Origin of the sequence: Pseudobacillus sp. FSL P4-0506, assembly GCF_038003025.1 — a bacterium.
GTDB lineage: Bacteria > Bacillota > Bacilli > Bacillales > Domibacillaceae > Pseudobacillus.
The window spans coordinates 876,446-900,605 of sequence record NZ_JBBOOI010000001.1 but is presented as its reverse complement, the minus strand read 5'-3'; the positions used below and the strand labels follow the sequence as shown (position 1 = coordinate 900,605).

Annotated in this window: 19 protein-coding genes; 2 read left to right on the top strand and 17 right to left on the bottom strand. The window is 41.8% G+C overall.

Features of this window, described 5'->3' with window-relative positions; translation table 11 throughout:
• Nucleotides 1–4: 4 nt before the first annotated feature.
• From MKZ02_RS04365 to MKZ02_RS04315, 11 genes are all read right to left on the bottom strand, one after another.
• Nucleotides 5–724: an acyltransferase gene (locus MKZ02_RS04365; protein WP_120035169.1), complete on the bottom strand. Its 720-nt coding sequence runs from the start codon at nt 722–724 to the stop codon at nt 5–7.
• A 49-nt stretch (nt 725–773) separates the two neighbouring features.
• Entirely contained in the window at nt 774–1,937 is a 1,164-nt protein-coding gene (locus MKZ02_RS04360; RefSeq protein ID WP_340852067.1) for a DegT/DnrJ/EryC1/StrS family aminotransferase, read from the bottom strand.
• Between the two features lie 27 nt (nt 1,938–1,964).
• Entirely contained in the window at nt 1,965–3,068 is a 1,104-nt protein-coding gene (locus tag MKZ02_RS04355) for a glycosyltransferase family 4 protein (protein ID WP_340852066.1), read from the bottom strand.
• Nucleotides 3,065–4,357 carry an oligosaccharide repeat unit polymerase gene (locus MKZ02_RS04350; RefSeq protein ID WP_340852065.1) on the bottom strand — a complete coding sequence of 431 codons (1,293 nt, stop codon included), beginning with the start codon at nt 4,355–4,357 and terminating at the stop codon, nt 3,065–3,067. Before MKZ02_RS04350 ends, MKZ02_RS04355 begins: the two co-directional genes overlap by 4 nt.
• Before the next feature lie 29 nt (nt 4,358–4,386).
• Nucleotides 4,387–5,667, bottom strand: a complete 1,281-nt coding sequence (locus tag MKZ02_RS04345; RefSeq protein ID WP_340852064.1) for a lipopolysaccharide biosynthesis protein — start codon at nt 5,665–5,667, stop codon at nt 4,387–4,389.
• A gap of 21 nt (nt 5,668–5,688) precedes the next feature.
• Entirely contained in the window at nt 5,689–7,017 is a 1,329-nt protein-coding gene (locus MKZ02_RS04340) for a nucleotide sugar dehydrogenase (RefSeq protein WP_340852063.1), read from the bottom strand.
• A gap of 12 nt (nt 7,018–7,029) precedes the next feature.
• Complete coding sequence (locus MKZ02_RS04335; RefSeq protein WP_120035182.1) at nt 7,030–8,061, bottom strand: Gfo/Idh/MocA family protein; 1,032 nt, start codon at nt 8,059–8,061, stop codon at nt 7,030–7,032.
• Between the two features lie 17 nt (nt 8,062–8,078).
• A complete protein-coding gene (locus tag MKZ02_RS04330; protein ID WP_340852060.1) occupies nt 8,079–9,917 on the bottom strand; it encodes a polysaccharide biosynthesis protein in 1,839 nt (612 codons plus the stop codon).
• A 357-nt stretch (nt 9,918–10,274) separates the two neighbouring features.
• Nucleotides 10,275–11,045, bottom strand: a complete 771-nt coding sequence (locus MKZ02_RS04325) for a tyrosine-protein phosphatase (protein ID WP_340852057.1) — start codon at nt 11,043–11,045, stop codon at nt 10,275–10,277.
• 112 nt (nt 11,046–11,157) lie between these two features.
• A complete protein-coding gene (locus tag MKZ02_RS04320; RefSeq protein ID WP_340852056.1) occupies nt 11,158–11,862 on the bottom strand; it encodes a CpsD/CapB family tyrosine-protein kinase in 705 nt (234 codons plus the stop codon).
• On the bottom strand, nt 11,852–12,598 hold the full coding sequence (locus MKZ02_RS04315) for a YveK family protein (RefSeq protein WP_120035190.1): 747 nt from the start codon (nt 12,596–12,598) through the stop codon (nt 11,852–11,854). Before MKZ02_RS04315 ends, MKZ02_RS04320 begins: the two co-directional genes overlap by 11 nt.
• A gap of 620 nt (nt 12,599–13,218) precedes the next feature.
• Here MKZ02_RS04315 and MKZ02_RS04310 point away from each other — a divergent pair.
• Nucleotides 13,219–13,899: a hypothetical protein gene (locus MKZ02_RS04310; protein WP_340852055.1), complete on the top strand. Its 681-nt coding sequence runs from the start codon at nt 13,219–13,221 to the stop codon at nt 13,897–13,899.
• Between the two features lie 175 nt (nt 13,900–14,074).
• Here the strand turns inward: MKZ02_RS04310 and MKZ02_RS04305 are convergent, their stop codons facing one another.
• The 6 genes from MKZ02_RS04305 to MKZ02_RS04280 form a co-directional block, all read right to left on the bottom strand.
• Nucleotides 14,075–15,004: an LCP family glycopolymer transferase gene (locus tag MKZ02_RS04305; RefSeq protein WP_120035194.1), complete on the bottom strand. Its 930-nt coding sequence runs from the start codon at nt 15,002–15,004 to the stop codon at nt 14,075–14,077.
• 251 nt (nt 15,005–15,255) lie between these two features.
• The gene (locus tag MKZ02_RS04300; RefSeq protein ID WP_340852053.1) at nt 15,256–17,325 is read right to left on the bottom strand and encodes a methyl-accepting chemotaxis protein; all 2,070 of its coding nucleotides are present in this window, start codon (nt 17,323–17,325) and stop codon (nt 15,256–15,258) included.
• A gap of 145 nt (nt 17,326–17,470) precedes the next feature.
• Complete coding sequence (locus tag MKZ02_RS04295) at nt 17,471–19,306, bottom strand: WG repeat-containing protein (RefSeq protein WP_340852051.1); 1,836 nt, start codon at nt 19,304–19,306, stop codon at nt 17,471–17,473.
• A gap of 226 nt (nt 19,307–19,532) precedes the next feature.
• A complete protein-coding gene (locus tag MKZ02_RS04290; RefSeq protein ID WP_120035200.1) occupies nt 19,533–20,255 on the bottom strand; it encodes an SH3 domain-containing protein in 723 nt (240 codons plus the stop codon).
• 303 nt (nt 20,256–20,558) lie between these two features.
• Nucleotides 20,559–20,732, bottom strand: a complete 174-nt coding sequence (locus MKZ02_RS04285) for a superinfection immunity protein (protein WP_340852049.1) — start codon at nt 20,730–20,732, stop codon at nt 20,559–20,561.
• A 105-nt stretch (nt 20,733–20,837) separates the two neighbouring features.
• Nucleotides 20,838–22,472 (bottom strand): S-layer homology domain-containing protein, encoded by a 1,635-nt coding sequence (locus MKZ02_RS04280; RefSeq protein WP_340852048.1) that lies wholly within the window; start codon nt 22,470–22,472, stop codon nt 20,838–20,840.
• A 395-nt stretch (nt 22,473–22,867) separates the two neighbouring features.
• On the opposite strand from MKZ02_RS04280, the gene MKZ02_RS04275 reads away from it, so the two are divergent.
• Complete coding sequence (locus MKZ02_RS04275; RefSeq protein ID WP_340852045.1) at nt 22,868–23,368, top strand: competence protein ComK; 501 nt, start codon at nt 22,868–22,870, stop codon at nt 23,366–23,368.
• Nucleotides 23,369–24,160 lie beyond the last annotated feature (792 nt).

Below are 24,160 nucleotides of genomic sequence, written 5' to 3'. Positions count from 1 at the left end.
ACCCTCACTCTTGATTTCTTAATAATTGCCCGGCTGGCACTTCCCTTAATTTTTTGGCCGGTGAACCGACAACAAGCTCTTCCTTTTGTATATCCTTCGTTACGACGCTTGCCGCAGCCGCTGCCCCATCCTCATGAATAACTTTTCCTGGAAGAATGGTCGAATTTGCTCCGATGCGGCCGCCATCTTTAATCGTGACTCCCTTAAATTTATCGAATCTTTCCTTGCTTCTGCCCATATAGTTATCATTGGTTGTTACGACACAAGGAGCAACAAACACATCATCACCGAGTTCAGAATAAGCAGTAATATAACAATTGGTTTCCAGCTTGCATCGCTTCCCTACTTTACAGTCATTTTCCACTGCGACTCCGCGGCCAATAATCGTCCGCTCGCCAATCATCACTCGCTCACGAACAGTGGCTAAGTCAGCGATAAATACATCATTACTAATTTCTGCGTTCGCATAAATAATTGCCGATGTTCCAATCGTGACACCTGATCCAATGACAGCAGGCGGAAGCTGTGTCGTTTCCGGTAAGATCGAGGATTTTGCTCTCGTTGGCTGTTTTCCAATGACGGCATTATCCTGGATAATTACGTTGTTTCCAATCTGTGTTCCTTCATATATAACGACGTTATTGCCAAGCACTACATTGTCCCCAAAAGATACGTTCTTTCCAATAACAGAATTATGGCCTCTGCTTACGGACACATTCATCATTGATCTCTCCTTAGAAAAAACCGCCTGGTAAACAGGCGGTTTTGATAGTCTATTTTGTAAGTTCTTTTGTTGCTTCCACTGATTTCTGTTCCTTCTCAAAAGCATTCTCATAAAATGCCACTATCTTTTCAATGATATAATCTTGGTCGTCCTGCTTTAACTCGGGATACATCGGAAGCGAAAGGGCTTCTTTAGCCGCTTTCTCCGTTTCTGGCAAGTCCCCCTCCTCGTAGCCAAGCTCTTTAAATACCGGCTGAACATGAAGCGGCTGCGGATAATATACCATGGTAGCAACTCCCTTTTCCTTCAAGTATTGCTGCAATTCATCACGTTTCGGCACACGCAATGTGTACTGGTGGAACACATGGTAGTTCCCTTGTTTCTGGACTGGCGTTTGGACAATTCCTTCCAGTTTAGTCTCCAGCTGATCTGTATAATAAGCAGCGCGTTCGCGACGGCTATGAGACCACTTATCCAAATAAGGGAACTTTACATTCAAAATAGCAGCCTGCATCTCATCGAGACGGCTATTATAGCCTAAAACATGATGATAATATTTCGGCTTGCTGCCGTGTACTCGGATAACCCGGGCCTTTTCTGCAAGCTCTTCATCATTTGTGACAATCATTCCGCCGTCCCCGTAGCCTCCCAGGTTTTTTGTCGGAAAAAAACTGTACGTTGCGGCTGTGCCAAGCTCTCCGACGCTCTTGCCGTTTTGTTTGGCGCCAATAGCCTGGGCAGCATCCTCAATCACAACTAGATTATATTCATCAGCGATGTGCCTGATCGCTTCCATATCTGCCATTTGGCCGTATAAGTGAACAGGGATGATAGCTTTTGTCTTCTCTGTAATGGCTGCTTCGATTTTGGCCGGATCAATATTAAAGGTGACCGGATCAATATCGACATACACAGGTACTGCGCCAGCGCGCGCGATAGCTCCCCCTGTTGCAAAAAATGTAAAAGCTGTGGTAATGACTTCATCGCCTGCTTCCACTCCTGCAGCCTGTAAGGCAATGTGAATTGCGTCACTGCCGTTACCGACACCCACTCCATAATTCACTCCGCTATACTTGGCTACATCGGCTTCGAGCTGTTTGACATTATCCCCTAAAATAAATTGAGAAGAGGACATCACTTCATCCAGCTTGGCCATAACTTCTTTTTTCATTGATTGATATTGTTCAGATAAATCGAGCATTTTAATCTTCATAACAAACTCCTTATGTATCTAAATTTATTAAGCGAGACTCTCATAAACCGCTAGCAGCTTCTCATTTTCCCTTTCCCAGTTATATTCTGTTTCCACCGCCTTGCGGCCATTTTCCCCCATTCGCTCTGCTTCCTCCGGATGATCTACTAACCATTGGATCGCAGAAGCAATTTGCCGCGGATTTAACGGGTCGACGCAAAGGCCGCATTTCCCTTTTTCCACGATAATCCCTTCCCATAGCGGGAAATTGGAGGCGATTACTGGCAAACCTGCTGCCATATACTCAAACATTTTTACTGGAAGGGCATCAACGTAGTTTATCGTCGGGTGCAAGACGACGAGTCCTGCCTTTGACTTCCGGTATATTTCTTTCACACCTTCCCGATTTACATAGCCCAACTCACCTACTTTTGCCCAGCCTGGCAGCGCAGCGACCATGTCTCTTTCCGAAGCAGTCACAAATTTTCCACCAAGCAGCAGGGAGACACTTTCTGTAAATTGAAGAGCCTCCACCATTTCACGAATCCCTCGGATAGCGGTGATGCCGCCAACATAGCAGGCTACATTTTCTTTTTCTGCCCAGGAAACATTATCAATCTTCAACTCTTCCAGTATGGGATAGTTATTAACATCACGCGCTTGGCAGCCCAATGTTAGAAAACGGTCCCGAATATGAGGAGTAGCAGCTAAAATGGCATCAAATTTCCGTGCCGCCCTATTTTCAAATTGTTCAAAGGCAGCAGAGATCCCTTTTCGCAGATAACTCGGCAGCCATTTCTTTGATAAAATTTGCCGCGGCACATCTTCATGGACATCATAAATCACTTTTTTGCCAGCTTTTTTCAGCTTTAAGCCGGCAGGGATTAGTTCAGGGTCATGGAAGTGATAGACATCCGCATCTATTTCGAATCCCTTTTTCAACACACGGTCAACTGTTTTAGTCATCCGCCTTAAACGATTTCCATTTTCCTTGGATACGCCGTGCAGCTGTACTCCATCAATAACGGAGTCAGGCGCTCCCGGTACAACAAGATGCACCTCATATCCCGATACAGCAAGAGAGCGGCACTCTTTAATAAATATTCTTGTATCGTTATGAGGATGGACTGACGTTAAGTGACATATCTTCATTTTTTACTCCCTATCGTATTTATTTCATTTGTAAACAGACTGTTGGCAAGCCAAAGCATTAAAATGGCAAATAAAATTCCATGCGTCAGCAAGGAGGTGAAAAATGCCGCATTAATCAATGACATGGCAGGGATCACGAGAATAGACATGGCCAGAAAAGAAGGCACCGAAACAGATGCTGTATCGATGAGCTTTAATAAGAATGCAAGCAGCAATGAAAATCCTAGCACCCCTAACACTCCAAAATTCAAATAAGCGTCTCCAAAAAACCCGACGTTAGGGGCAAAGTTTTCCCTGTTGTAGTATGAGAGCGCCACTAATTGCACAGGCGTCATGTGATAGATGTTGTCATTGATAAAGCTTAAAAAAGAATGGGAAAGCTTGTACTTCTCTATCGGCTGAAAAAAGTGGTAATAGACATAATGCAAGTTGCTCGGTACGAAAAACAAACGTCGGATAAAAATGGATGCCATGTAAAACGAACCAAAAAAGTGATAAATCCCAATGCATATCGAGAGCAACAGTGAAGAGCCTAAAGACATAACGAGCAGCAAATTATCTCTTAGCTTCGTTTTCTCAAACAGTTGGAATCCAACCAAGACTAACGGCGCAAAAAGAAAGCTTTTAAAGTTAGTCATCGAAAAAAGAAATACTTGCAATAAGATAAATATCCCGGCAATCTTAAAATTCCGCTTGTACATCGCAACGGCGATAACCAGCATATTGACGACATGAGCCTGCCATGGCAGCAAATAGGCCAACACCTTGTTATTCGTATTGGCGTATGCCTCTCGCACTTGATAAATTTCCATTAAATTCAAATTAATTCGACCGAGGCCGCCTTGTGCAATTAACAGCCCATAAACGATAAGCGACATGCCGCCAATGATTATGAAAGTTAAGCTTTTTCCTTCCTTAAGCTTCACCAAGCGCACTTTTGAAAACGTGCTGACGATCAAAATGATGAGAGATAAGGAAATAGTAATTGAATAAATAAACGGCCGAGGCTGGTTTTGCAGCCAAAACAAGGCCGTTAAAGGAATATACAGCAGCACAATGATTAAATAGATAACAATTTTGCTCGGTGCTTTTTTGCTTTCCAACAAAGAGATAGCAACTAGGAAAATTATTGAAGCCAGTATGTAGGACTCAACCATTTTCGGAAAAGATTCATATAGAATGAAGCCCTCATAAGAGAAAATGGGATTAATAATCGTTGTATAGCTGTATTCCAAAAGAATTTTTAAAGCAAGTAAAGAAATGAATGTGACTGTCTTTGTTTTTATCATGTATCTCTCCAAACAACGAATATATTCATTTAGTCGCGCGTATGACCGGGATCCCGGCTAATGTTAAAAATGAAAAATAAATATAAGCTATAAAAAAGCAGTTCGTGAATGGAATATACGAAGACCACTCCTTTTATATTCAAGTAGACCGAGCTAATCCAAAGCACCGAAAGGGTAGAAACTGCCCTTATTCCTTGAATGAGAGAAAGCAGCTTCACTTTTTGTTTCACAAAAAATACGACACTGAGCGGAGAGACAACAAACTTGGCGTAATAGCCAAAGGCTAAGATTTGCGACAGCTCTCCTGCCATCCGCCATTTTTCACCGAATACAAGCGCAAATCCCCACGGCCCCGCAACAACAAGCAGAATGACAGGAAGAACGCCAATACCTGCAAGCAGCATGAGAACTTTTTTTAACACATGCAAAAAAGATTTTCCTTCAGCGTGCAACTCAGCTACTTCACTTAAAAACACTTGCGCCACCGAAGCGGAGATAAGGGAAATCGGCATGGCCGCTACCCGTATCGTTAAACTGTAAAATCCAACAATGGCTTCGGAAAAAAAACGCATTAAAATAAACACCGGAGCCTGGACAGCCAGGTTGTCAAAAAAAGCGGATGAGCTGTTGTACAACGGATAATGCTTATGCTTTGCCGCCGTCTTCCATAATAATGGAAAGTCGTATTGGCGAAAATCAAATAAAGAACCGATCTTTTTTATTCTCGTCTGATACATATTGGAAACGACGTAACCAAGTACATTTCCTAAAATCAGCCCAACCGATTGAAGGCCTGTCCAGCCGAACACGATGGAGGCCCCGCTGGTGACAGAGCTCCGGAGCACCTTCCCTTTAGAAAGCACTCCGAATTCCTTATGCTTGTTCAAATAATAATTTAACCCCTGAGAAATCCCCATGACGAGAAGTGTGAGCGGGATATATAACAGGAGCGACGAGGCTTTCTCCAGCTTAAATAAGCGAAGTACCGGATCATGAAAGAGCTGTTCCACTGCCAACAGAAGAACAGTAAAAAGTATAGAAGAAACGAAGACTACCTTGAACAGCTGTTGGCTTTCTTCCTCTGATTTCACCGTATTGATGGCAAACTCATATCTGCCTGTTGTATACACAATCAATAAAGCGCAGACAGACAAATAAAAGCTAAAATAACCGAACTCCTCCGGGCTGTATATTCTTGTCAGCACCGGTGAAGCCACAATATTAATCAATTGAGCAAACAAGGTAGCGGAAAATAAAGCTGCAAAATTTTTAAGAAAACGATTGGCATTTAACCTTTCCATTGCTATCATTACAGGCACTTCCCCGGCTATTTACAATTTTAAATATTTGCTCTGTTCCTTATTTCTGTAAGTGTTGCGCGTATCAAATATAGCCTGTGACTTTCTCATAATCGTCTGATAATCAAACGAGCTATGGTTCGTGGCAATGACTGTCAAGTCAGCTTGCTCAAGCAACTCGTCCGTCAAATGCGCCGTGGTATGTAACTTTCCTTTTAGCTTAAATTCCTGGACATGCGGATCGACAGCAGTCCAGTTAGCCTCAGCCTGGGTCATTTTCTCAAGAATAGGCAAGACCGGTGATTCCCGGTAATCATCAATATCTTTCTTATAAGCCACACCTAACACAAGAATATTAGAGCCTTTTAAAGCTTTTCCGCGCTCGTTCAAAATTTCCATACAGCGCTGAATAACAAATTCCGGCATGCTGTCATTAATTTCACCGGCTGTCTCAATTAGCTTTGTATGATAGTTATATTCGCGCGCCTTCCAAGTGAGGTACCATGGATCAATCGGGATGCAGTGGCCGCCAAGCCCCGGTCCCGGATAAAATGGCATAAAGCCGTATGGTTTCGTTGCCGCAGCATCGATGACTTCCCAAACATCTATGCCCATCTTATTGCACAGGATCGCCATTTCATTTGCCAAAGCAATGTTAATGTTGCGGAACGTATTCTCAAGCAGTTTTTCCATTTCAGCCACAGCCGGACTGGACACTTCATGCACATCACCTTCCAATACAGAGCGGTACATCGTAGCCGCTACTTTTGTACAGGTTTCTGTCATGCCGCCAACGACTTTCGGTGTGTTTTTCGTGTTAAAGTCTTTATTGCCGGGATCGACCCGCTCCGGAGAATAAGCAAGAAAAAAGTCTTCGCCGCACACTAATCCGTTCTCTTCAAGAATTGGCTTAATTAATTCCTCTGTCGTGCCCGGATAAGTCGTGCTTTCCAACACAACGAGCGTTCCTTTTTTAATATGCTTGGCAATAGCTGTGGCAGAGCTTTGGACATACTCCATGTTCGGCTGTTTATAAACGTCCAGCGGCGTCGGCACACAAATGGCCAAAGCATCTACTTCTTCAATAAATGAATAATTAGAAGTAGCTTTTAGCTTGCCGGAGTGAACAAGTTCCTCCAGATCCGCGGCGACTACATCGCCAATGTAATTCTCCCCTTGATTTACCTTCTTTACTTTCTCTTGCTGCACATCAAATCCGATAACATCGTAGCCGGCTTTTGCCTTCTCTACCGCCAGCGGCAGCCCTACATATCCAAGGCCGACGACCCCAATGACGGCTGTCTTGTTTTTCAATTTGGTGATGAGCTGTTCGGCTGTATTAGTGATCGTTTGTGTTGTCATAATTACTCCCCTTTACATACATACTTTGACAGGCTTCATATAAATTGGTTCATTTCTCGCAGCTGATTCGTAAAAAGCAAGAACAAGTTCCAAGGCTCCCCTGCCGTCTTCTCCTGTAACAGCCGGTTCTTTATTCTCTTTTACCGATTCCATCATGTCCTCAATAATGCACTGATGTCCCGGTGTTCCCCACGGATCAGATTTAACTTTATTTAATATCTCTTCGGTTTCTTCCTCGGACATGCCCTCAATTGTTAAGCATTCAAAGTAGAGGGCATTCGGTCCGCCAATTTTCACTGTGCCTTTCTCGCCAAAGATCGTAATCGATTCTTCAAAATTGCTTTGATACACCGTTGTAGAAGCTTCCACTGTGCCAAGGGCTCCTGATTCAAAACGGATCAATCCGGTTGACACATCTTCCGCTTCGATGTTCCGCAAGCGCGTCGCTTCCATGCTGAAGATTTGTTCAGGCTGTCCCATGAACCAAAGCAATAAATCGAGAGTGTGAATCGCTTGATTCATCAACACGCCGCCGTCATACTGTTTCGTGCCGCGCCACGGAGCCTGGTCATAATATTCCTGATTTCGGTTCCAGTTGACGGTAGCATTAGCATGGCTGATTTTCCCCAGCAGCCCCTTGTTCAAAATATGTTTCAGCTCTTGCACAGCTGGACGAAATCGGTTTGGGTGAACAACCGCCAGCTTGACGTTATGCTTCCTACAGGCATAAATGATTTGATCCGTCTCCCTTAAATTCATCGCCATCGGTTTTTCCAAAATAATATGCTTCCGTGCTCTCGCCGCCTCTTCAGCTAATGGCGCATGTAGGCCGCTCGGTGTGCAAATGCATACAATATCTATGTCCTCTCTTTGCAGCATCTCCGCAAATTCGCTAAATGGCTCTGCCCCGTACGTGTCTGTATAATATTCCATAGCTTCTGGCACCTTATCGCACACAGCGACAAGCTTTGCCCCTTGTATGTTTTCAATAGCTCTAGCATGTTTTTTCGCAATAAAGCCACAGCCTGCAATAGCAAAATTCATGACTAAACTCCTTCTTTCTATATTAGTAATCCGCTAACTTCCTTCATTAACTGCTGCAGCCCGTCTTTCGCATTCGCGATATCTATTAACTCTTTTTTCAGCATCCGGCTGTTTTTTGAAGGAAGAGTATCAATAAATTCCCACAGCACTTCCGGTTCCACCTGAGCTGCCTTGCCGACATGGATTTTCGGGAAGACCTGTTCGGGATGAATTTCATTTTTGTTCAGCAATTCCTCGTACATTTTTTCACCTGGGCGTATCCCGGAAAACTTAATGCCTACCTCTTCCACGCTGAATCCTGATAGTTTAATAAGGTTCTTGGCAAGATCCACGATTTTGACAGGCTCTCCCATATCAAGAACGAAAATTTCGCCCCCTTTAGCAAGCGCACCCGCTTGAATCACAAGCCTGGATGCTTCTGGAATGGTCATGAAGTAACGTGTCATTTCGGGATGGGTAACGGTGACCGGTCCCCCTGCCTGAATTTGTTTTTTGAACAGTGGAATGACGCTTCCTCTTGAACCGAGCACGTTGCCAAACCGGACAGCGACAAAGCATGTGTTGCTTTGTTTATCAAGCTGCTGAATGATCATTTCAGCAAGGCGCTTCGTTGCCCCCATCACATTTGTCGGGTTTACCGCCTTATCGGAAGAGATGAGGACAAACTTATTTACACCAGCAGCACAGGCCGCTTCTGCTAAATTTTTTGTGCCGAAGATATTATTTTTAACAGCTTCCTCCGGATTGTGTTCCATGAGTGGCACATGCTTATGGGCAGCGGCATGATAGACAACATCTGGACGGTAGTCCTCCATGACCCGGAACATGCGCTCACGATCCTGAATGTCGCCAATGATGGGGATAATTTCAATCGTTTCCTTGTAGCGAGTGCGCAATTCCAAATCAATTTGATAAATGCTATTTTCTCCATGCCCGACAAGGATGATCTTCCGCGGCCGGAACGTGCTGATCTGGCGGCAAATCTCCGAACCGATCGACCCGCCTGCCCCTGTGACAAGCACGGTTCGGCCGGTTACATATTCTGCGATGCTTTCAATATTAAGCTCTACTGGGTCCCGACCAAGCAAATCTTCCACTTGCACTTCGCGAAACTGGCTAACCGGCACCCGGCCAGTGATGACATCTTCAATGAGCGGCATAATCTGGACCTTCGCGCTCGTCTTAGCGCATTGTTTGTAAATATGTTGAATTTCGGAGCGTTTCAATGAAGGAATCGCAATAATAATGTGGTCTATTTTCCACTGCTTCACCAATCTCGGTATATCCGCTGTTTTCCCTGCTACAGTGAGTCCATGAATTTGCAGCCGTTGTTTGTTGGTATCATCATCTACAAGCACAACCGGATGGAAATCAGCATCGTTATGATTAAGCAGCTGCCGGACGACCATGGAACCACCGGAGCCTGCTCCCACAATTAACGCTCTCTTTTTTCCCTTACCCCTTGCCATAAAATGATTGCGGTACAAGCGCCAGGAAAAACGGGAACCGCCGATTAATAAAATATGCAGCATCCACGTAATTAAAAGCACGCGCACATAAATATCCTGAAAAGCAACGAGTTGAATAACAGCTGTCGTTATAACGGATAAGGTGACCGCTTGTACAATAGCTATCAATTCATGGACACTCGCATATTCCCAAGCTTTCTGGTAGAGCCTGTAAAGAGCGGCAAACAAATGATGGCTCGCTAAAAGTGAAATCGAACTAATAGCTAAGGTGCCTGCATTATAGATGTTCATGTAAGGATGCAGCAGGAAATAGCCGATATAGATGGAGAATAAAACGATAGCTGAATCAAGCGCAGCTAACAGCGACAGCCTTTTTTGATACGTCAATGCCATTCACCTCTCTCAATTTTCAAAAGTCATAGTGTTATGCAAAACAACTAATAGAAAACCACTCTCCAAATGGGCTTTTATTAATTGTCTTTCCAAATGCTGATCGCCAAGCTGAATAGATGAAGCTTGTAAAGAAAATTGGGCATCTAACCCACCCTCACGCTGCACTATTGACGACTCGCGTCTAAGGTCCCGGATATTCCAAACCCACAGTACAGCCGAGTGCCTCCATTGATAACGGTTAGGAGGCATCACCAGTTTTAAACACAAATACATTTTTACTGCTTTTTTTGGATATTTATCCAATCGTTTCAGTGAAAAAAATAAGCTGGATGAAATCCTGCTATTTAAAAGTTAGAAAATGCCTAAAAGCTTCTTCTTTTTATAAATTTTCTCCGGTGGATTTTTATGAAGATGTTCCCCATTTACGAGCAGCTCAGCATTTTCCTGAAAATAAGCTACATAGTCGCTTCCCAGCTTGCCCGCTAGCCGTGTATAGGCCTCCGTCATTTTAAATGTGCGCGCAGTTGTATTGTGAGCGTCTGAAGCGAGCAAATGTGTTAAATTAGCTGTGATAAGCTGCTCGGTGAATTGTTGGACTTTCCTCCCAAACTTACCGATATAAGAAGCGGCAGTAATCTGTGTAGCTGCTCCGCTTTTCACGAGATCGTACAGTCGGTCTGGCTTCTGGATAAACTCAAAGTTGCGCTCCGGATGAACAATGATAGGAAGCAAGCCCTTCATTTGAATATCGTAGAATAGCTGTTCGGTGTAATGCGGGACGGTGCTGGCAGGGAATTCAATAAAAAGATAAGCAGAATTTCCCGAAGCAGTCAGAAGCTCCCCCTTTTCATAGTCCTCCAGCAATTCTCCGTAAATCCTGATTTCCTGTCCCGGCAGTATGTTCACGTTCACGCCGGCTTTCTTCAACTCCTCATTTAAGTGATCAACACTCGCCAATATGTGGGCCCTTGTATTGTCGTATGCGCCATTCTTATGATGAGGCGTAGCGATAATAGAGGTAATTCCTTCTCTTTCTGCCTCTTTTGCCATAGCAATACTTTCTGCAAGCGTGGAGGCTCCGTCATCAATACCGGGCAATATGTGACAATGGAGGTCAAACATATGCTCATTCCCTTCTTTTCTACTTGACAAACAATGAAAAAAATCACATAATTATCCTATTAGGACAGGTGTCTATTTGCTTAGTTTTTAGTTGGTTACCAATTTTAAAGGTTCACTTGTTCCCATAATAATAGTAGTAGTTGGTTTCCTTTAATTTCCGGTTGTTTAACACGACCCCAAGCGGCTTCGCTTTTGCAGCCTGAAGCAGCTCTTTCGCTTTAATAGCGCCATCTACTTCTGTTTTGCCGCTATTAATGACGAGCAACGTCCCATCGCATTGGTTTGCCAATACCTGGGCGTCAGTTACCGCAAGCACTGGCGGTGTATCAAAGATAATCGTTTCATAGGAACGATAAGCTTCTTTAAGAAACTCTGCCATCATGCGGGAACCTAGCAGTTCGGCCGGATTAGGCGGAATGGGACCTGACAGCAGAACAGCAAGGTCTTGCACAGTAGTTTCTTTTACTGCGGCAGCCAAACTCTTTTGTTTGGCAAGAACATTTGTTAATCCGACTGTATTCATAAAGTTAAATGTATAGTGCATAGTCGGCTTCCTCATATCTGCGTCGACAAGCAATACCTTCTTTCCTTGCTGGGCAAATACAATGGCCAGATTGGCCGCTGTTGTTGATTTTCCTTCACCGGGGCCAGCGGAAGTAACGAGCAGTGAACGGATTTCTTGATCAACTGCCGAAAATAAGATGTTTGTACGGATTGTTCGGTATTGTTCAGAAATCGGCGATCTCGGATCCATTTCAGTAATTAGGTTCCGTCTCGTCTGACCAGGAGTCTCATTTTTCTTTCTTTTAAGAACCAATGCTTTCACTCCTCACAACTGCTTTTTTCTCTATGGAAGCATGACCTTTTTCTTTTTTCGCTGCGTGAATTACGGTCACACTTCCAAGCACAGGAAGCTCAAGAAGCTTTTCAACATCCTGCTCGGTTTTTACAGTGTTATCCATGTACTCAAGCAAAAATGCAAGACCGATTCCCACCATTAATCCAACGACCAAAGCGATAACGATATTCAAAAGAGGTTTAGGTTTGACAGGCGATAAGCTGTCGCTCGCTTCTGCTTCAGCAAGAATGCTCACATTATCGACATTCATAATCTTAACGATCTCATTTTGAAATACACGAGCCGTTTCATTTGCGATATCGGCCGCGATAGTTGGATCTTCATCCTGTACAGCTACATTCACCACTTGTGAATCCTTTTCACTTTGAACGTTAATCTTCCCGTTTATTTCTGCTGCTGTCATATCCAAATCAAGATTTCGAACGACTTTATCCAAAATAGCCGGACTTTTAATAATGACATTATATGTATTAATTAACTGCAGATTTGTTTGAACCTCAGCCGGATTGTATAGCTGCTGCTCTGATTTCGCCTGGTTCACAAGCAACTGAGTAGATGCCTGATAAACAGGGCTAAGAACGAAATAACTGATGACTCCACTAATCAAAGCTGCCGCAAATGTAATAAGCAATATCAGCTTGAATCGCTTCTTTAACGTACCTACTAGTTCTCGCAAGCTAATGGTTTCTTCCATAAAATCCTCCTAAGTAATTGTCGAAAAAGGAATTAATTATCGAAATTGTAGCACATGAAGAATAAATTTCCATAAGTTATTATCTGAAGTTACGGAAAATTAATATTATTGTAATGTTTCTTGTAAATATTACATATACGGAAATTACGAGGGTACTGGTAAAAAAGATATTTTACTTAGAAATGAATCGCTCCACTTCCTTCTGTTAGCCTCTGAATGACTTGCTCTTCATCTTTAATCTGCGATGTTACCCACTAACAATTGTCCTTCTCTTCACAGCCCACAATCTTCGACAACACTTTTTCTCTTTCTCTTATCCGCTTTCTTGTTTAAGGATTTTTCTATATTACTGCCAAAAAGTCTCTCCCCCTCTCCTTCTTTCTTGCTCCTGCATGATTTACTAATTTTTTTATAATCAAATAAAGAATAATTGGAACGAAACCCGATTATTCCCATAAAAAACTATAGACATCGTATCTCATATTTTTATGAAATTCAAATATTAATAAATAAATAGTTATATACTACCAACTTTATGTATATATTACTTTTTGAACTATTATTTGCTAATAGCCATGCTATACTATGTTAAAAATTAATTGGCGGAGGCTGGTAATTGTATGAGGAAGTTTGTCAAACTCGCTTTAGCAGCTTTTCTGATACTGGCTATTGGCGCCGGAGCTGCAATCTATTACTTTATGAAGGTAAAACAGTACGATGTAGCGGATCGAAAAGTAGACGAAATTACTGAAAAACAGTATAGCATTCAACTGCCGAATGGGACCCCACTCCCGGAAGGAATCAAAACAGATGAGGATGGTAGTGTTTGGATCGATAAAAACGGTCATTATATACTAGAGGACGGCAGCACGGTGGATCCGCAATCATGGATGACAAAAGATCGTCCTGCAAATAATGGAAAAAGTCCCAATGAAACAGTTAAAAAAGCAACAGTCGAAGAAATTAAAAAACGCTATGCACCTACGTTCAGCCACTTAGAAAGGCAGGCAAAACAGCAACTAGGTGCTTTAGTCGGGCAAGCTAAAAATGAGTATTCGGAAAAGGCTGCTAAAGGGGAAAAAATTAACCCTGCTTATTTTTATCAAAAATATACCGGTGCAGCAGACACGGTCGAAGCTAAAACAGATGCAGCATTTAATACTGTATATCTTACACTGGAAAATGAATTAAAAAGCAATCACTATAGCGCTTCTCATGCCAAGTCATTTAAAACAAGCTATGAAAATGCCAAAAAACAACAGAAGGAGGCATTGCTGTCGAAGGTTGCTGGCCAGTCATGAGAATAGAGAAGGGAGCGTATCTCTATACAGAGATACGCTCCCTTCTCTTCATCGTTCTCTCACTTCAAAATAAAAATATAAAAATCAGGTAATTATATGTATTTTTATATGTAGAAAAAAGCCCCATAAAATGGGACTTTTTAAATAAAGACAAACATCTACAAAATAATTAGGTTTATTGCAGATTTAAGTGCTCTTTAAATATAGTAGACACTCTTTCTTTTTCTTCATCAGGCACAATATAATAGTAGATACCGTCTATTTTCTTTCCGGTTCCTTCTATCTGCTCCTGCTTAATGTTATTCCGGGCACCGGCATAGTTCTTTTGAATGGCTCTCATTTCATCTACGGACAAATTCGTTTCCATATTCGTTTTCAACGCATCTAATATGTCGTTATACTTCCAAATTGAATTGATGCTTGCCCCTTTATTAAGGATACCTTGTATCACCTGGCGCTGACGGGCTTGTCGACCAAAATCGCCTTGTGGGTCTTCTTTACGCATTCTTGTGTACTCCAAAGCCTGCTGGCCGGTTAAATGGATCGTTCCCTTGTCAAAGCTCTCGCCCCCATAAGAGAAGGCAAATGAATTTTCGACATCTACACCGCCGACGGCATCTACCATTTCCTTAAATCCGTCCATATTCATTTCTACATAGTAGTCTACTGGAATATCCAGAAACTCTTCCACTGTTTTTGCAGACATGTCTACTCCGCCAAAGGCATAAGCATGGTTAATCTTATCCTCTTTTCCTTTACCTGCAATATTTACGCGTGTGTCCCGAGGGATACTTAACATTTCCACAGAGTTTTTCTCACCATTTACGGACATTAAAAGCATCGTATCCGAGCGTCCCTTATCTCCTTCACGTTCGTCTACGCCAAGCAGCAAGACCGTAAAGGCATCTTTATTTTTCAAGGACACGTCCTTCTCACGCTTCTCCGATTTTTCCAGCGCTGATTTATTTACGATATTTTTAAGAGCACTGTTAAACGAAGAATATACATTAAATGCGAAAACCGCTCCAATGACTAATATGATCAATAATATAAGGCTAACAAACTTTCTCTTTTTTCGTTTCTGTCTGGTCCTTCTTCTTTCCATTTTTCCATTCTCCTTTTTAGTTTCCCCTATGCACAATTTACTACTTTTCTAGATTATCACGGAATTATGATTTAGCAAGAAAAAAGGACAGGAATCTTCTAAATAAAACAAAAAGACGCAGGCAAACGTTTGTCAACAACTCAGTTCCTTATGCCTATTCTTTTGGATAAGAAAAAGCAGAGACTGCCTATTTTCTCTGCTTATGAACATGGCCGTTTTTGAAAAACTCCCTCTCTCTCCAGAAAATTCTCCTAAATCTTAAATTGATGAATCGCTTCCTGTAACTGTTCGGTATGCTGGGCTAATTGAGCCGCATGCTGGGCCAACTCATTAGAGGAAGCTGCTTGTTCTTCCATAGAAGCAGCAATCTCTTCTGACGTAGCGGCGGTTTCTTGGGAAACGGCGGATATTCTTTCGATCGCTTTCACAATATGATCTTTTTGCACTTGCAGCTTATCGATGGAGTTTGTTTCCTTCTGAATGATCTGAATCATATTTTGCATAAATGCCATTAGTTGTTCATTAGATTGGGTAACTGATTGGACCGCCTTTTTTTGCTCATCACTAATCCGGTTTGTCTCAGCCATGACTTGAACCAGTTCCTCTGTTTCTACGAGCACGCGGTTGATCGTTTGCTGAATGTCTTCCGCCGAACTCTTAGACTGTTCCGCGAGGCTGCGAACTTCATGTGCGACAACCGCAAAGCCTTTCCCGTGTTCACCGGCTCTTGCCGCTTCAATCGAAGCATTTAGAGAAAGCAAATTGGTTTGCTCAGAAATTTGCGAGATAGCAGAAGTCACTTCCGATATCGACTTTGACTTTTCGTTTAAAGCTGCCACAAGTCTTGTTACCTTCTGAAATGCCTGTTCGAGAAGATTGGAAGAATCGCTTAATTGTCTTACCTTCCCACTGGCATTTTCCAGTTGTCCCGACGCAGCATCCAAAGCTCTTTCTGTTGATTGCGCTTGTTCCAGCAATTGGTCAATCTCCCAATTTAACGACTGAATAGTGCCAACGCCCCGTTCGATTTCCTCCGTTTGATGACCGGCTCCATTGGCAATTTCCTCAACAGAGCGGGAGGCGTTAGCAATAGCCGAACTGTTCTCAGCCGCAATCGTGTTCAGTCCAACGGTCGATTCATTGACACGCTGTACGTTCCGCTCGACTTGTTGAATAAGGTCTCTCATCTTATCAATCATCTGATTATAGCTAACGGACAAATCACCAATTTCATCATTGGATTGTACGATAAATTGTTCCTGTAAATTGCCTTCCGCCGTTTTATTTAACGTGCGTCTTAAGTTAGAAATAATTTGAACTAACTTTCTAGCTAAGAACATTGCAAAGAGGATGCCAATCAGCAAACCGACAGCCATGCTCAGCATACCCGTTTGTTGAATGTCCTTCATCTTGCTGGCAAATACACTCTGAGGAGTAAAAGAAATCACTTTCCAATTCAGCTCTGGAATAGTGGAGGTGTGTGCTTTGTATTCCTTTCCTTTCCATGTGAAAGTGTGGGGCCTGTCTTCTTTTTTATAAAGATCCGTAATCCAGCTGAATTGGGAATGGAAATCCGCTGAGTCTTTCATTACATCTTCTACACCCGCGATCTCGCCGCTTTTGGCAGGATTCATGTTCTTCCCATCGGACCCCTCGATAAAAGAAGAAACAATTACCCCCTGGGCATCGAGAATCGCCAGTTTATTTCCTGTCGACTTTTCAATCTTCTCTCGAGCTTCCCCAATTGTAGACAGGTCTACATCATAGCCGAGACCGCCCACCATTTTGCCGTTAGACATAACGGGCGTAATAATAGATGTCATGACCTTATTAGACCCTTCTTCTCTGTATACATCCATCCATAGCGTTTTCTTATGCTTGGATAATTGTTTATACGTTCTTGTTTCACGCACATCTTTATTGAAGTCGGCGTACGGTGAAATATGAATCTTGCCTGTCTTCCAATCCATGAAATAAGCGGACATGATCAGCTCATTATTTTCCTCTACCGTCTTCATAAGAGACTCAATGGCAGGAATGGCATTTTTCTCTTTTAATTGATTGGAAACGATAGCAGAAAGTTCTTCAGCTGATTGCTCAAATGTTTGAAGATTCATTCTTACCTGATCCACAGTCATACCCGCATTGCTCTTGTTTGATTGGTTATCGTCTTTTTCTAGCATATCGCCAACCGTTTTGTACATAAACAAAATAGTCGCTGCAAGCGATAAAAAAACAGCCAAACAAATAGCGAAACTCCATTTTACACGGAGAGGGATTCTTTTCTTTCTTTTCTTCTCTGATGTAGCTCGTGTGCGCATCTGTTCTTAAGCTCCTTGATGAAATTTCCTGCATGTTGTTACTTAGGATAAATGTTTTATCGGCCTGTCTCCTCACATTTAAAGTAGTTTTATCAAGGAATGAAAAATAAGAATTTTCTATACAAGGCAAAGAATCTTTCTTGCCTTAATTATTTTTTTTAAAGGACTTTTTAAATTCCAAATATTGATCTTTGTATTCTTCATATGTGTCCCAGCTGTCAAACTTCAGCCCTACGATTACTTGTGAGCCGTCGGGATATACTGTTCGCTCATAGACACGCGTGTATGATTGGTCGTTTGCATCTATTCGATACCACTGAACGTGAGCCTTTTCCGTTTTTTCATTCTTTACATCACTTAATGTCTCCAGTGATGGATTTAACGCTATTTCCTCGGGATCTTTTTCTGCTGATCCTGCGAAAGCGAAGAAGGAAACCGGTGAATGTTCTGCCACAAACGTAACCATTTCAAAACCCGAGCCTTCGTCATTTTCATACGGATAAGAAGGCTCTGCTTGGAAATGTTCAGGACAGTCAATCGAAAAATAACCGGCATCAAATTGTGTGCCTCCTTCTGAGGTAACGACTCTTGAATCGGTATCGCCCCTCTCTACTGCTGACTCCTCTTCCCTATCCATAATGTTTTGATACTCTCCTGTATAAGGATTAAAATCAAAGAAGCCGTACGTCGCAGTATGTCCTTCTCCTGTTTTTGGATCGTCAATAACAAACTCATGAACCCAAAAGCGGTAGTTTCCCTTTTCTGTCATTCCTTCAAAATAAACTTTATATTTAGACTCAGCTAATCTAAACTCTTGGTAAAGCCGTGTTGCCGCTTCTTCTTTGCTGATCGGTTCTTGCTCCTTTGTCTTTTCTGACGGCAAGTCGCTTAGTTTAATTACATATTTCCCTTTAGAATTAATGTAACCTGTGTTTTGTCCGACGGTTACTTCTGCCAATCCTCCGCGAAAGGGCTCAGCACTTGTAAATTGAGGAGAGATCACCATTTCTCCTGCCTCATTTGCATACCCCCATCTTCCGTCTATCTTTACTGCTGCTAACCCATCTGAGAAAGTGGAGGCTGATTCAAATGCCGGCTCTTTAATCCACTCGCCTTTTTTGTTGATGATCCCCCAGGAACCGCCTGATTGAGCAAGGCTCGCCTGATTGCCAAATTCAAGTGCATCATCATACTGAAAAGGTATCGCTTTTTCTCCTTGCTTATCAATATAGCCCCAGTGCTCCTCACCTGTAGCTTCATCTAGAATCATCGCTGGAGCTAAGCCGTTGTGGAATGATTGAATGACTTGGTAGGTGTCTTGGGAAAGGATTTTCCCCTCTTTATCTATTAAATAAGCGTGGGCATACTGGCTTGGAAGAATAACGGCCCGCCCTTCACTAAACGGCAAAACAGTCGTTGTATTTCCTGCAGACAGGTTCGGCAGCTTTTTCATATCTCCATTCGTATCAATCAAATGGACCTCCCACTCTTCCTCGGCATCATTAGGATACACTCCAAGAGCGAGCCCTTCCGAAAAAGAGGAAGCAGTAAAGTATACTGGATGAATCTGAAGATTCCCCTTCTTATCTATATATCCATAACGGGGCATCGTCTCATCTTTACCCGCATTTGCTGAAATGAGCGCATAGCCATTAGAAAAAGGTTCAACTGCCTCATACTTGGACGTGAAAACTTCATCTCCTCTCTTATTAATAAAGTACGTATTTCCCCCTTTCGATACTTGAGCCAGTCCGTTCGAAAACGGAGCGGCAGAGTCAAATGGCCCCGATATGGCAATTTTGCCGTTTCCATTCACATAATGATTTCCTGTATCTAATTGCACGGGAACAGGCAGCCGTTCTGCTCCCGCTCTGTCCTGTTCACCTTTCACTTGACTTCCTGAATGAGAAGCGCTCGATCCCTCTTCTCCACATCCTCCCAGTAGCAGAAAAGCTCCTAATGCTACATACAACCGTTTCATTTCATCCCACATCCTATTTTTTACTTAAAGCGGTGAATCAGAAGAATTCTCTGCTTTGCTGTCCTTGTATACTTTGGCGTAAAGTATGATCCTTTAAAAGCTTGATTCTTTCCATTCGATGTCTTTCAAATTGATTTCATACGCTAAACAAGCGGAGGGAGTCCCTCCGCTTGTTTCTCAGCAACCCATTATCGGCTATCCTTTTCTCTACAGGCTGCTATACTACTTACCACTGGTAACTATATATTTTCCAGCTCGATTTCGAATATTGTTTAATCAAAAAGAGCTTTTGCTCGTATTCGTACATATCATCTTCGCTATTTTGATACACATTTAAGTATTGAGCGCCATTTTTCGTGTAATATGTAACGGTTGGAGGTTTGGGTGCGTCTTGAGCATACCAGTCAAATCCCCATATTCTGAAGGCTGGAAAGTCTGTAGCAATCCATTCATATAAAGGGTTGCCATATTTATCTTTTTTGCCTGTCGGCCACATGTCGTATTTAATCAGTGCATCAATATAAGAAGCCGTGTAGCTAGTGGCTAGAACAGAATGGATTTGCTTTCTCGTGTAAGAGCGCTCATAGCTCAGTTTGTCCATTGTGCCAATAGCCCGGTCTGTAATCCGTTTTGCCTCTTGATTAGACATCTGACTATAAAAACGCAAATATCCGGTGGAAACATACCCTTTCTTGTTATTCACCCTTGTTTCTGACCAACCATTCTTTGTTTGTGAATAGATCGTCAGCTTCGTGTTATTTTTTAAGGTTGCTATTACTTTGTAACTGCCGCCTGGACCGCTGCGAACATTGAGAACCCCTGATTTAATATCCACATACCCTGTTTTTGTCCCCGCTGCTTCTACATTAGATGAAAATATAATTGAGAAAGCCAAGGCAGTCATCAGCATAGCCAGAACTGCTCTCTTTATTTGTTTGCTTATCCCCATTCTCTCTCCCCCTTAAAATTAATAATTCTATTTTACTAGTACCAATTATCTAAGTAAATATTAACTTTTCTTTATTTTTACACTTTTTAGTTTTCTATTCATTATCTTTTTACTTGTCTGCGTAAAAGGCTCCATTATACTTGTTTGTTGATTTTGCCCGCTGGCGGACGCCTTCTGCTACAATTAACTATCGAAAAACAATATTCTTCAAAAAGTCTTACATAATATTAGATTTTATCCCCTGATGTCCTACTCTCTATAACGACTAAGTTTTCTCATCAAAATTTTTTCGTTGATTAACTATTAGTCATGGGTTAATGCCCATACGAGCGATACGACCCAGCCAACGAGAGACCAGCCAAGGAAAAAATTTAATGCGAAGATCGCTACTTTGTTTCGCTTGTTTCTTATAAAAGCGATAATCGTAGGAATTAAATAAAAGCATAAAGCAATGAATGCAACAATAAATAACGACATGATTCTATCTCCCTCAACCTATTTATTTGACTAGCCTTACTAAAAAAGGGCTGTTCAAAGTCAGGGATTAACTGACTTCAAACAGTCCTTTCTAATCCTTATGCATTATTTTGTTGATAAACGGTACAGAAAAATCGCTAACTGGCCGCGTGTTAATTTTTGGGACACACCGAAGGATCTAGCAGAAATACCATTTGTCACTTTATTAGCTACAAGGGCATCTACTGCGTCTCTGTACCGGTCAGATACATCCGTAAAAGAAGAAGAGCCGTTTCCGGACAGCTGATACGCTCGCTGTAAGATAATTGCAATTTCACCGCGTGTTAACGAATCATACGCGCCAAATCTCGTGTCTGTTTTTCCGCCAACAATGCCTTCTTCTTTCAAAGCATTTACCGCGCCAACGGCTCTTGCTGGCACATCAGCAAACCCTGAGTCTCTAGCTGTTTCTGTATTTAAATTCAACGCTTTCGCTAACCAGACAGCTGCATCTGCACGGCTGATGTTTTTGGAAACACCGAATTCTGTTTTAGACAGGCCATTTGTAATTTGGTGGCGGACTAAATAATCAACAGCTGGCCGATAAGCAGAAGAGACATCCTTAAACTGAACCGTCACCGGCTTTAATTCAGGAATGTCTAATGTATAGATTCCTTGAGAATTTGAAGAGTAGCCGCTGACGCTCACAAAATAATCTTTGTTAGGCGTCAGGCTATACGTGATAATTTGTGTATGAGGATTGTCTTCCTCTCCATTATACGTAGTTACCCGGTCGAGCTGTTCCCCATTTTCGTCAAGCAGCAACACTTCCGAATAGAAAAATGCACTTGCTTTGATATTTACTTTCGTAGGGGATTTCACGCGCAATTTGTAATAATCAGCGCGGTCGTTCCAGCTGATCAGCCCTTTTACCGTACCGGTACTTGGAAATGGCTGGGCAGTCACTGCCCCGTTGTTCCCTTCCGTTTCTGTATTGCCGGCTGCTGTGTGCGAGACCTTTAATTTGTATTTCCCTGTGTAGCTGGATGAATACTTGCTCACTTTCGCGTAATACTTGCCTGGCTCAAGATAAACTGTGAAAAATTCCTTTTTAGGTGTTTCCGGTTTTCCTCCCCGAACGCTCGCATCATCCCACACTCTTTGATCTGTTGTGTGATTGATTAGGCTGAAGGAAACTGCTTCAAGATAAGAATCTAGCTGAATGGTTACTTTCCCAGCCTGTTTTACGTCGAATTCATAATAATCCTCAGCATCATTCCAGCTAAGAAAACCAGTAACCGGTTCATGAGGCAAGGTAATTTTTTGGGCAGCCTCTGTTCCATTATTAGGCTCCATTTCATTCGCTTGTGAGCTTACAAAATCAGCCGTGACTCGATAGCTTCCGTTATAGGAAGAAGAGTATCGTTCAACAATAACGGTGTAGCTCCCCTCTTCTAAATCGACAGCATAATTTTCCTTAGCTGGATTATCAGGTTTTCCACCGCGCACGCTGTGAGAAAATACTTCTTTGTTATTTTCATCTACTACTTCGATAGACACCGCTCCAAGATAAGATTGCAAATCGATCGTAAACGTACCCGAATGGGTCAATGTATATGTATAGCGATCCTCGGTATTCGTATCTGCAAGCGTTCCGCTGTATGCCTGTCCAAATTCATTCTGGGCTGCAGAAACGGGCCCTGCCTGAAAAAGCACAACCATAAACAATAAAGCAAAAAAAACAGCAAAATTTCTTTTCATCGTATCCCTCCCGAACTTTTATACTAGTTCTTTTTAACCAACAAGATTATTTTACATTAGTAGGGATATTTTGCAATACGAAATATTTTGAGGATTTGCATCGAATATTCTTCCTAATGAAATGAAAAAAGTTTCAACATAAATCAACAAGATGAGCAAATGCCTTCTATTTATTACCATTATTTTCTTTAAAATGATAAACTTTTACACCAATAAAAGAAAAAGAGCTATTTAACTGCTAATTTGCTATGATGTCGAAATAAAAAGAATACGTATATTTACTTAGATAAAAGTATTTTATGTATTTTTTTCAAAATATTTGATGTTTTTATACTAGTAAAAATATACCAGTTTGTTATAATGAAGAGGATATTGTTAAGAAGGGGGTTATATTGATGAATATAATGAAAAATTATGAGATTTCAATGAACACCATGGCTCTCGTCGAAGAATATCATCTAGAGTACAACACGATTATTTATGATGTAAACGGCATTTATTACACAAAGCAGACCGTCAAGTCCTTGCTTGAAGAGGCTTGTATTAAGAGATTCTCCACTTATGAAGGCCGGCTGAAGCCTGTCCGCAAGCTGCTTGATTACGTCCAAAAGACACCTTTGCTTATTTGCCCCAACCAGCGCATTTGTGCTTTTCCAATCACATCGCCACAAAAATACGGCTGCCCCTGGATCCTGCCTTACCACGTACAATCCTATGAAATGAAGAACGGCAAACTGATCGTGACCTTCAATAATGGCATACAGCTGCCACTTAACTGTTCACTGCGGATCTTCAAAAATCAGCTGGAACGGACCGCTAATTGTCTTAATTACTATCAGCGGATGATGTCCATGTTAAGCAACTCTCCTTTTGATGAGCTGTCTACCCACTTATAATTAGCGTCGTATGAATAAGAGTGTTAAAAGGGCTTGCAATCTATTTTTTAGCGAAAACTTATACATACTAAATGAGAAATCTTGTTTTATTTAGAAGAAGAGCTATCGTCTTATAAAAATACTAAGAAAGCCGCTTTTATAAAAAAAGCAGCTTTCTTTTCCTAGCTTTATCTGTTCGTATTAACACCCTTAAATTCTTTAATTGTTCTGCTAACTGGCACCGTCTGTACTTTATGTTTTTATCTCTATAGGGAATGCTTCATATAAAAATAGAAAGAAAGGCTCTATTCCCTGCAGAGGCTTTCTTATAAAATAATTTTCTTCCGTCAGATTGAAGGGATAATAAGACGATCTATTACAAGCTCACATAGAATTATTTAAATTAAAAGACCAGCAATTTATGCTTTATTTACTGGAATACAATAATCCGGATTGCTTTTGTTCTGCTCTTCATCTTGGTCAACTGTACGGTTGATGATCGTGTTTACATTACCGTCCCTTCAATAGCCTTCAATAATAAAGACTTTGTTAAAAATAGAGCCTGCTATTTAGCAGTTTTTTATCGTGTTATCATCCGAATGGGTAAAAAAACCTCACCTAAAAGGTGAGGTTACATTCTTCGAAAGATTAGAAGTGTTTACTTCCATTTGATTCTCTTACTTTGACAGTATCGTCAATTGAATTTCCATCTTTATTCTTTATTAATCTGTGTGGAGTAAACTCAATATAGAAATCCGCATTAGCATCACCATTGGCATCTGGAAAAACATTATATAGATTCCTTGTAGAATC

What these genes read in the sequence shown, in the direction of transcription:
- MKZ02_RS04340 (WP_340852063.1), bottom strand. Translation starts at nt 7,017, where the DNA reads ATGACAACACAAACGATCACTAATACAGCCGAACAGCTCATCACCAAA.
- MKZ02_RS04295 (WP_340852051.1), bottom strand. Translation starts at nt 19,306, where the DNA reads ATGAAACGGTTGTATGTAGCATTAGGAGCTTTTCTGCTACTGGGAGGA.
- MKZ02_RS04365 (WP_120035169.1), bottom strand. Translation starts at nt 724, where the DNA reads ATGATGAATGTGTCCGTAAGCAGAGGCCATAATTCTGTTATTGGAAAG.
- MKZ02_RS04310 (WP_340852055.1), top strand. Translation starts at nt 13,219, where the DNA reads ATGAGGAAGTTTGTCAAACTCGCTTTAGCAGCTTTTCTGATACTGGCT.
- MKZ02_RS04325 (WP_340852057.1), bottom strand. Translation starts at nt 11,045, where the DNA reads ATGTTTGACCTCCATTGTCACATATTGCCCGGTATTGATGACGGAGCC.
- MKZ02_RS04300 (WP_340852053.1), bottom strand. Translation starts at nt 17,325, where the DNA reads ATGCGCACACGAGCTACATCAGAGAAGAAAAGAAAGAAAAGAATCCCT.
- MKZ02_RS04315 (WP_120035190.1), bottom strand. Translation starts at nt 12,598, where the DNA reads ATGGAAGAAACCATTAGCTTGCGAGAACTAGTAGGTACGTTAAAGAAG.
- MKZ02_RS04335 (WP_120035182.1), bottom strand. Translation starts at nt 8,061, where the DNA reads ATGAATTTTGCTATTGCAGGCTGTGGCTTTATTGCGAAAAAACATGCT.
- MKZ02_RS04280 (WP_340852048.1), bottom strand. Translation starts at nt 22,472, where the DNA reads ATGAAAAGAAATTTTGCTGTTTTTTTTGCTTTATTGTTTATGGTTGTG.
- MKZ02_RS04285 (WP_340852049.1), bottom strand. Translation starts at nt 20,732, where the DNA reads ATGTCGTTATTTATTGTTGCATTCATTGCTTTATGCTTTTATTTAATT.
- MKZ02_RS04350 (WP_340852065.1), bottom strand. Translation starts at nt 4,357, where the DNA reads ATGATAAAAACAAAGACAGTCACATTCATTTCTTTACTTGCTTTAAAA.
- MKZ02_RS04275 (WP_340852045.1), top strand. Translation starts at nt 22,868, where the DNA reads ATGAATATAATGAAAAATTATGAGATTTCAATGAACACCATGGCTCTC.
- MKZ02_RS04290 (WP_120035200.1), bottom strand. Translation starts at nt 20,255, where the DNA reads ATGGGGATAAGCAAACAAATAAAGAGAGCAGTTCTGGCTATGCTGATG.
- MKZ02_RS04355 (WP_340852066.1), bottom strand. Translation starts at nt 3,068, where the DNA reads ATGAAGATATGTCACTTAACGTCAGTCCATCCTCATAACGATACAAGA.
- MKZ02_RS04345 (WP_340852064.1), bottom strand. Translation starts at nt 5,667, where the DNA reads ATGATAGCAATGGAAAGGTTAAATGCCAATCGTTTTCTTAAAAATTTT.
- MKZ02_RS04305 (WP_120035194.1), bottom strand. Translation starts at nt 15,004, where the DNA reads ATGGAAAGAAGAAGGACCAGACAGAAACGAAAAAAGAGAAAGTTTGTT.
- MKZ02_RS04360 (WP_340852067.1), bottom strand. Translation starts at nt 1,937, where the DNA reads ATGAAGATTAAAATGCTCGATTTATCTGAACAATATCAATCAATGAAA.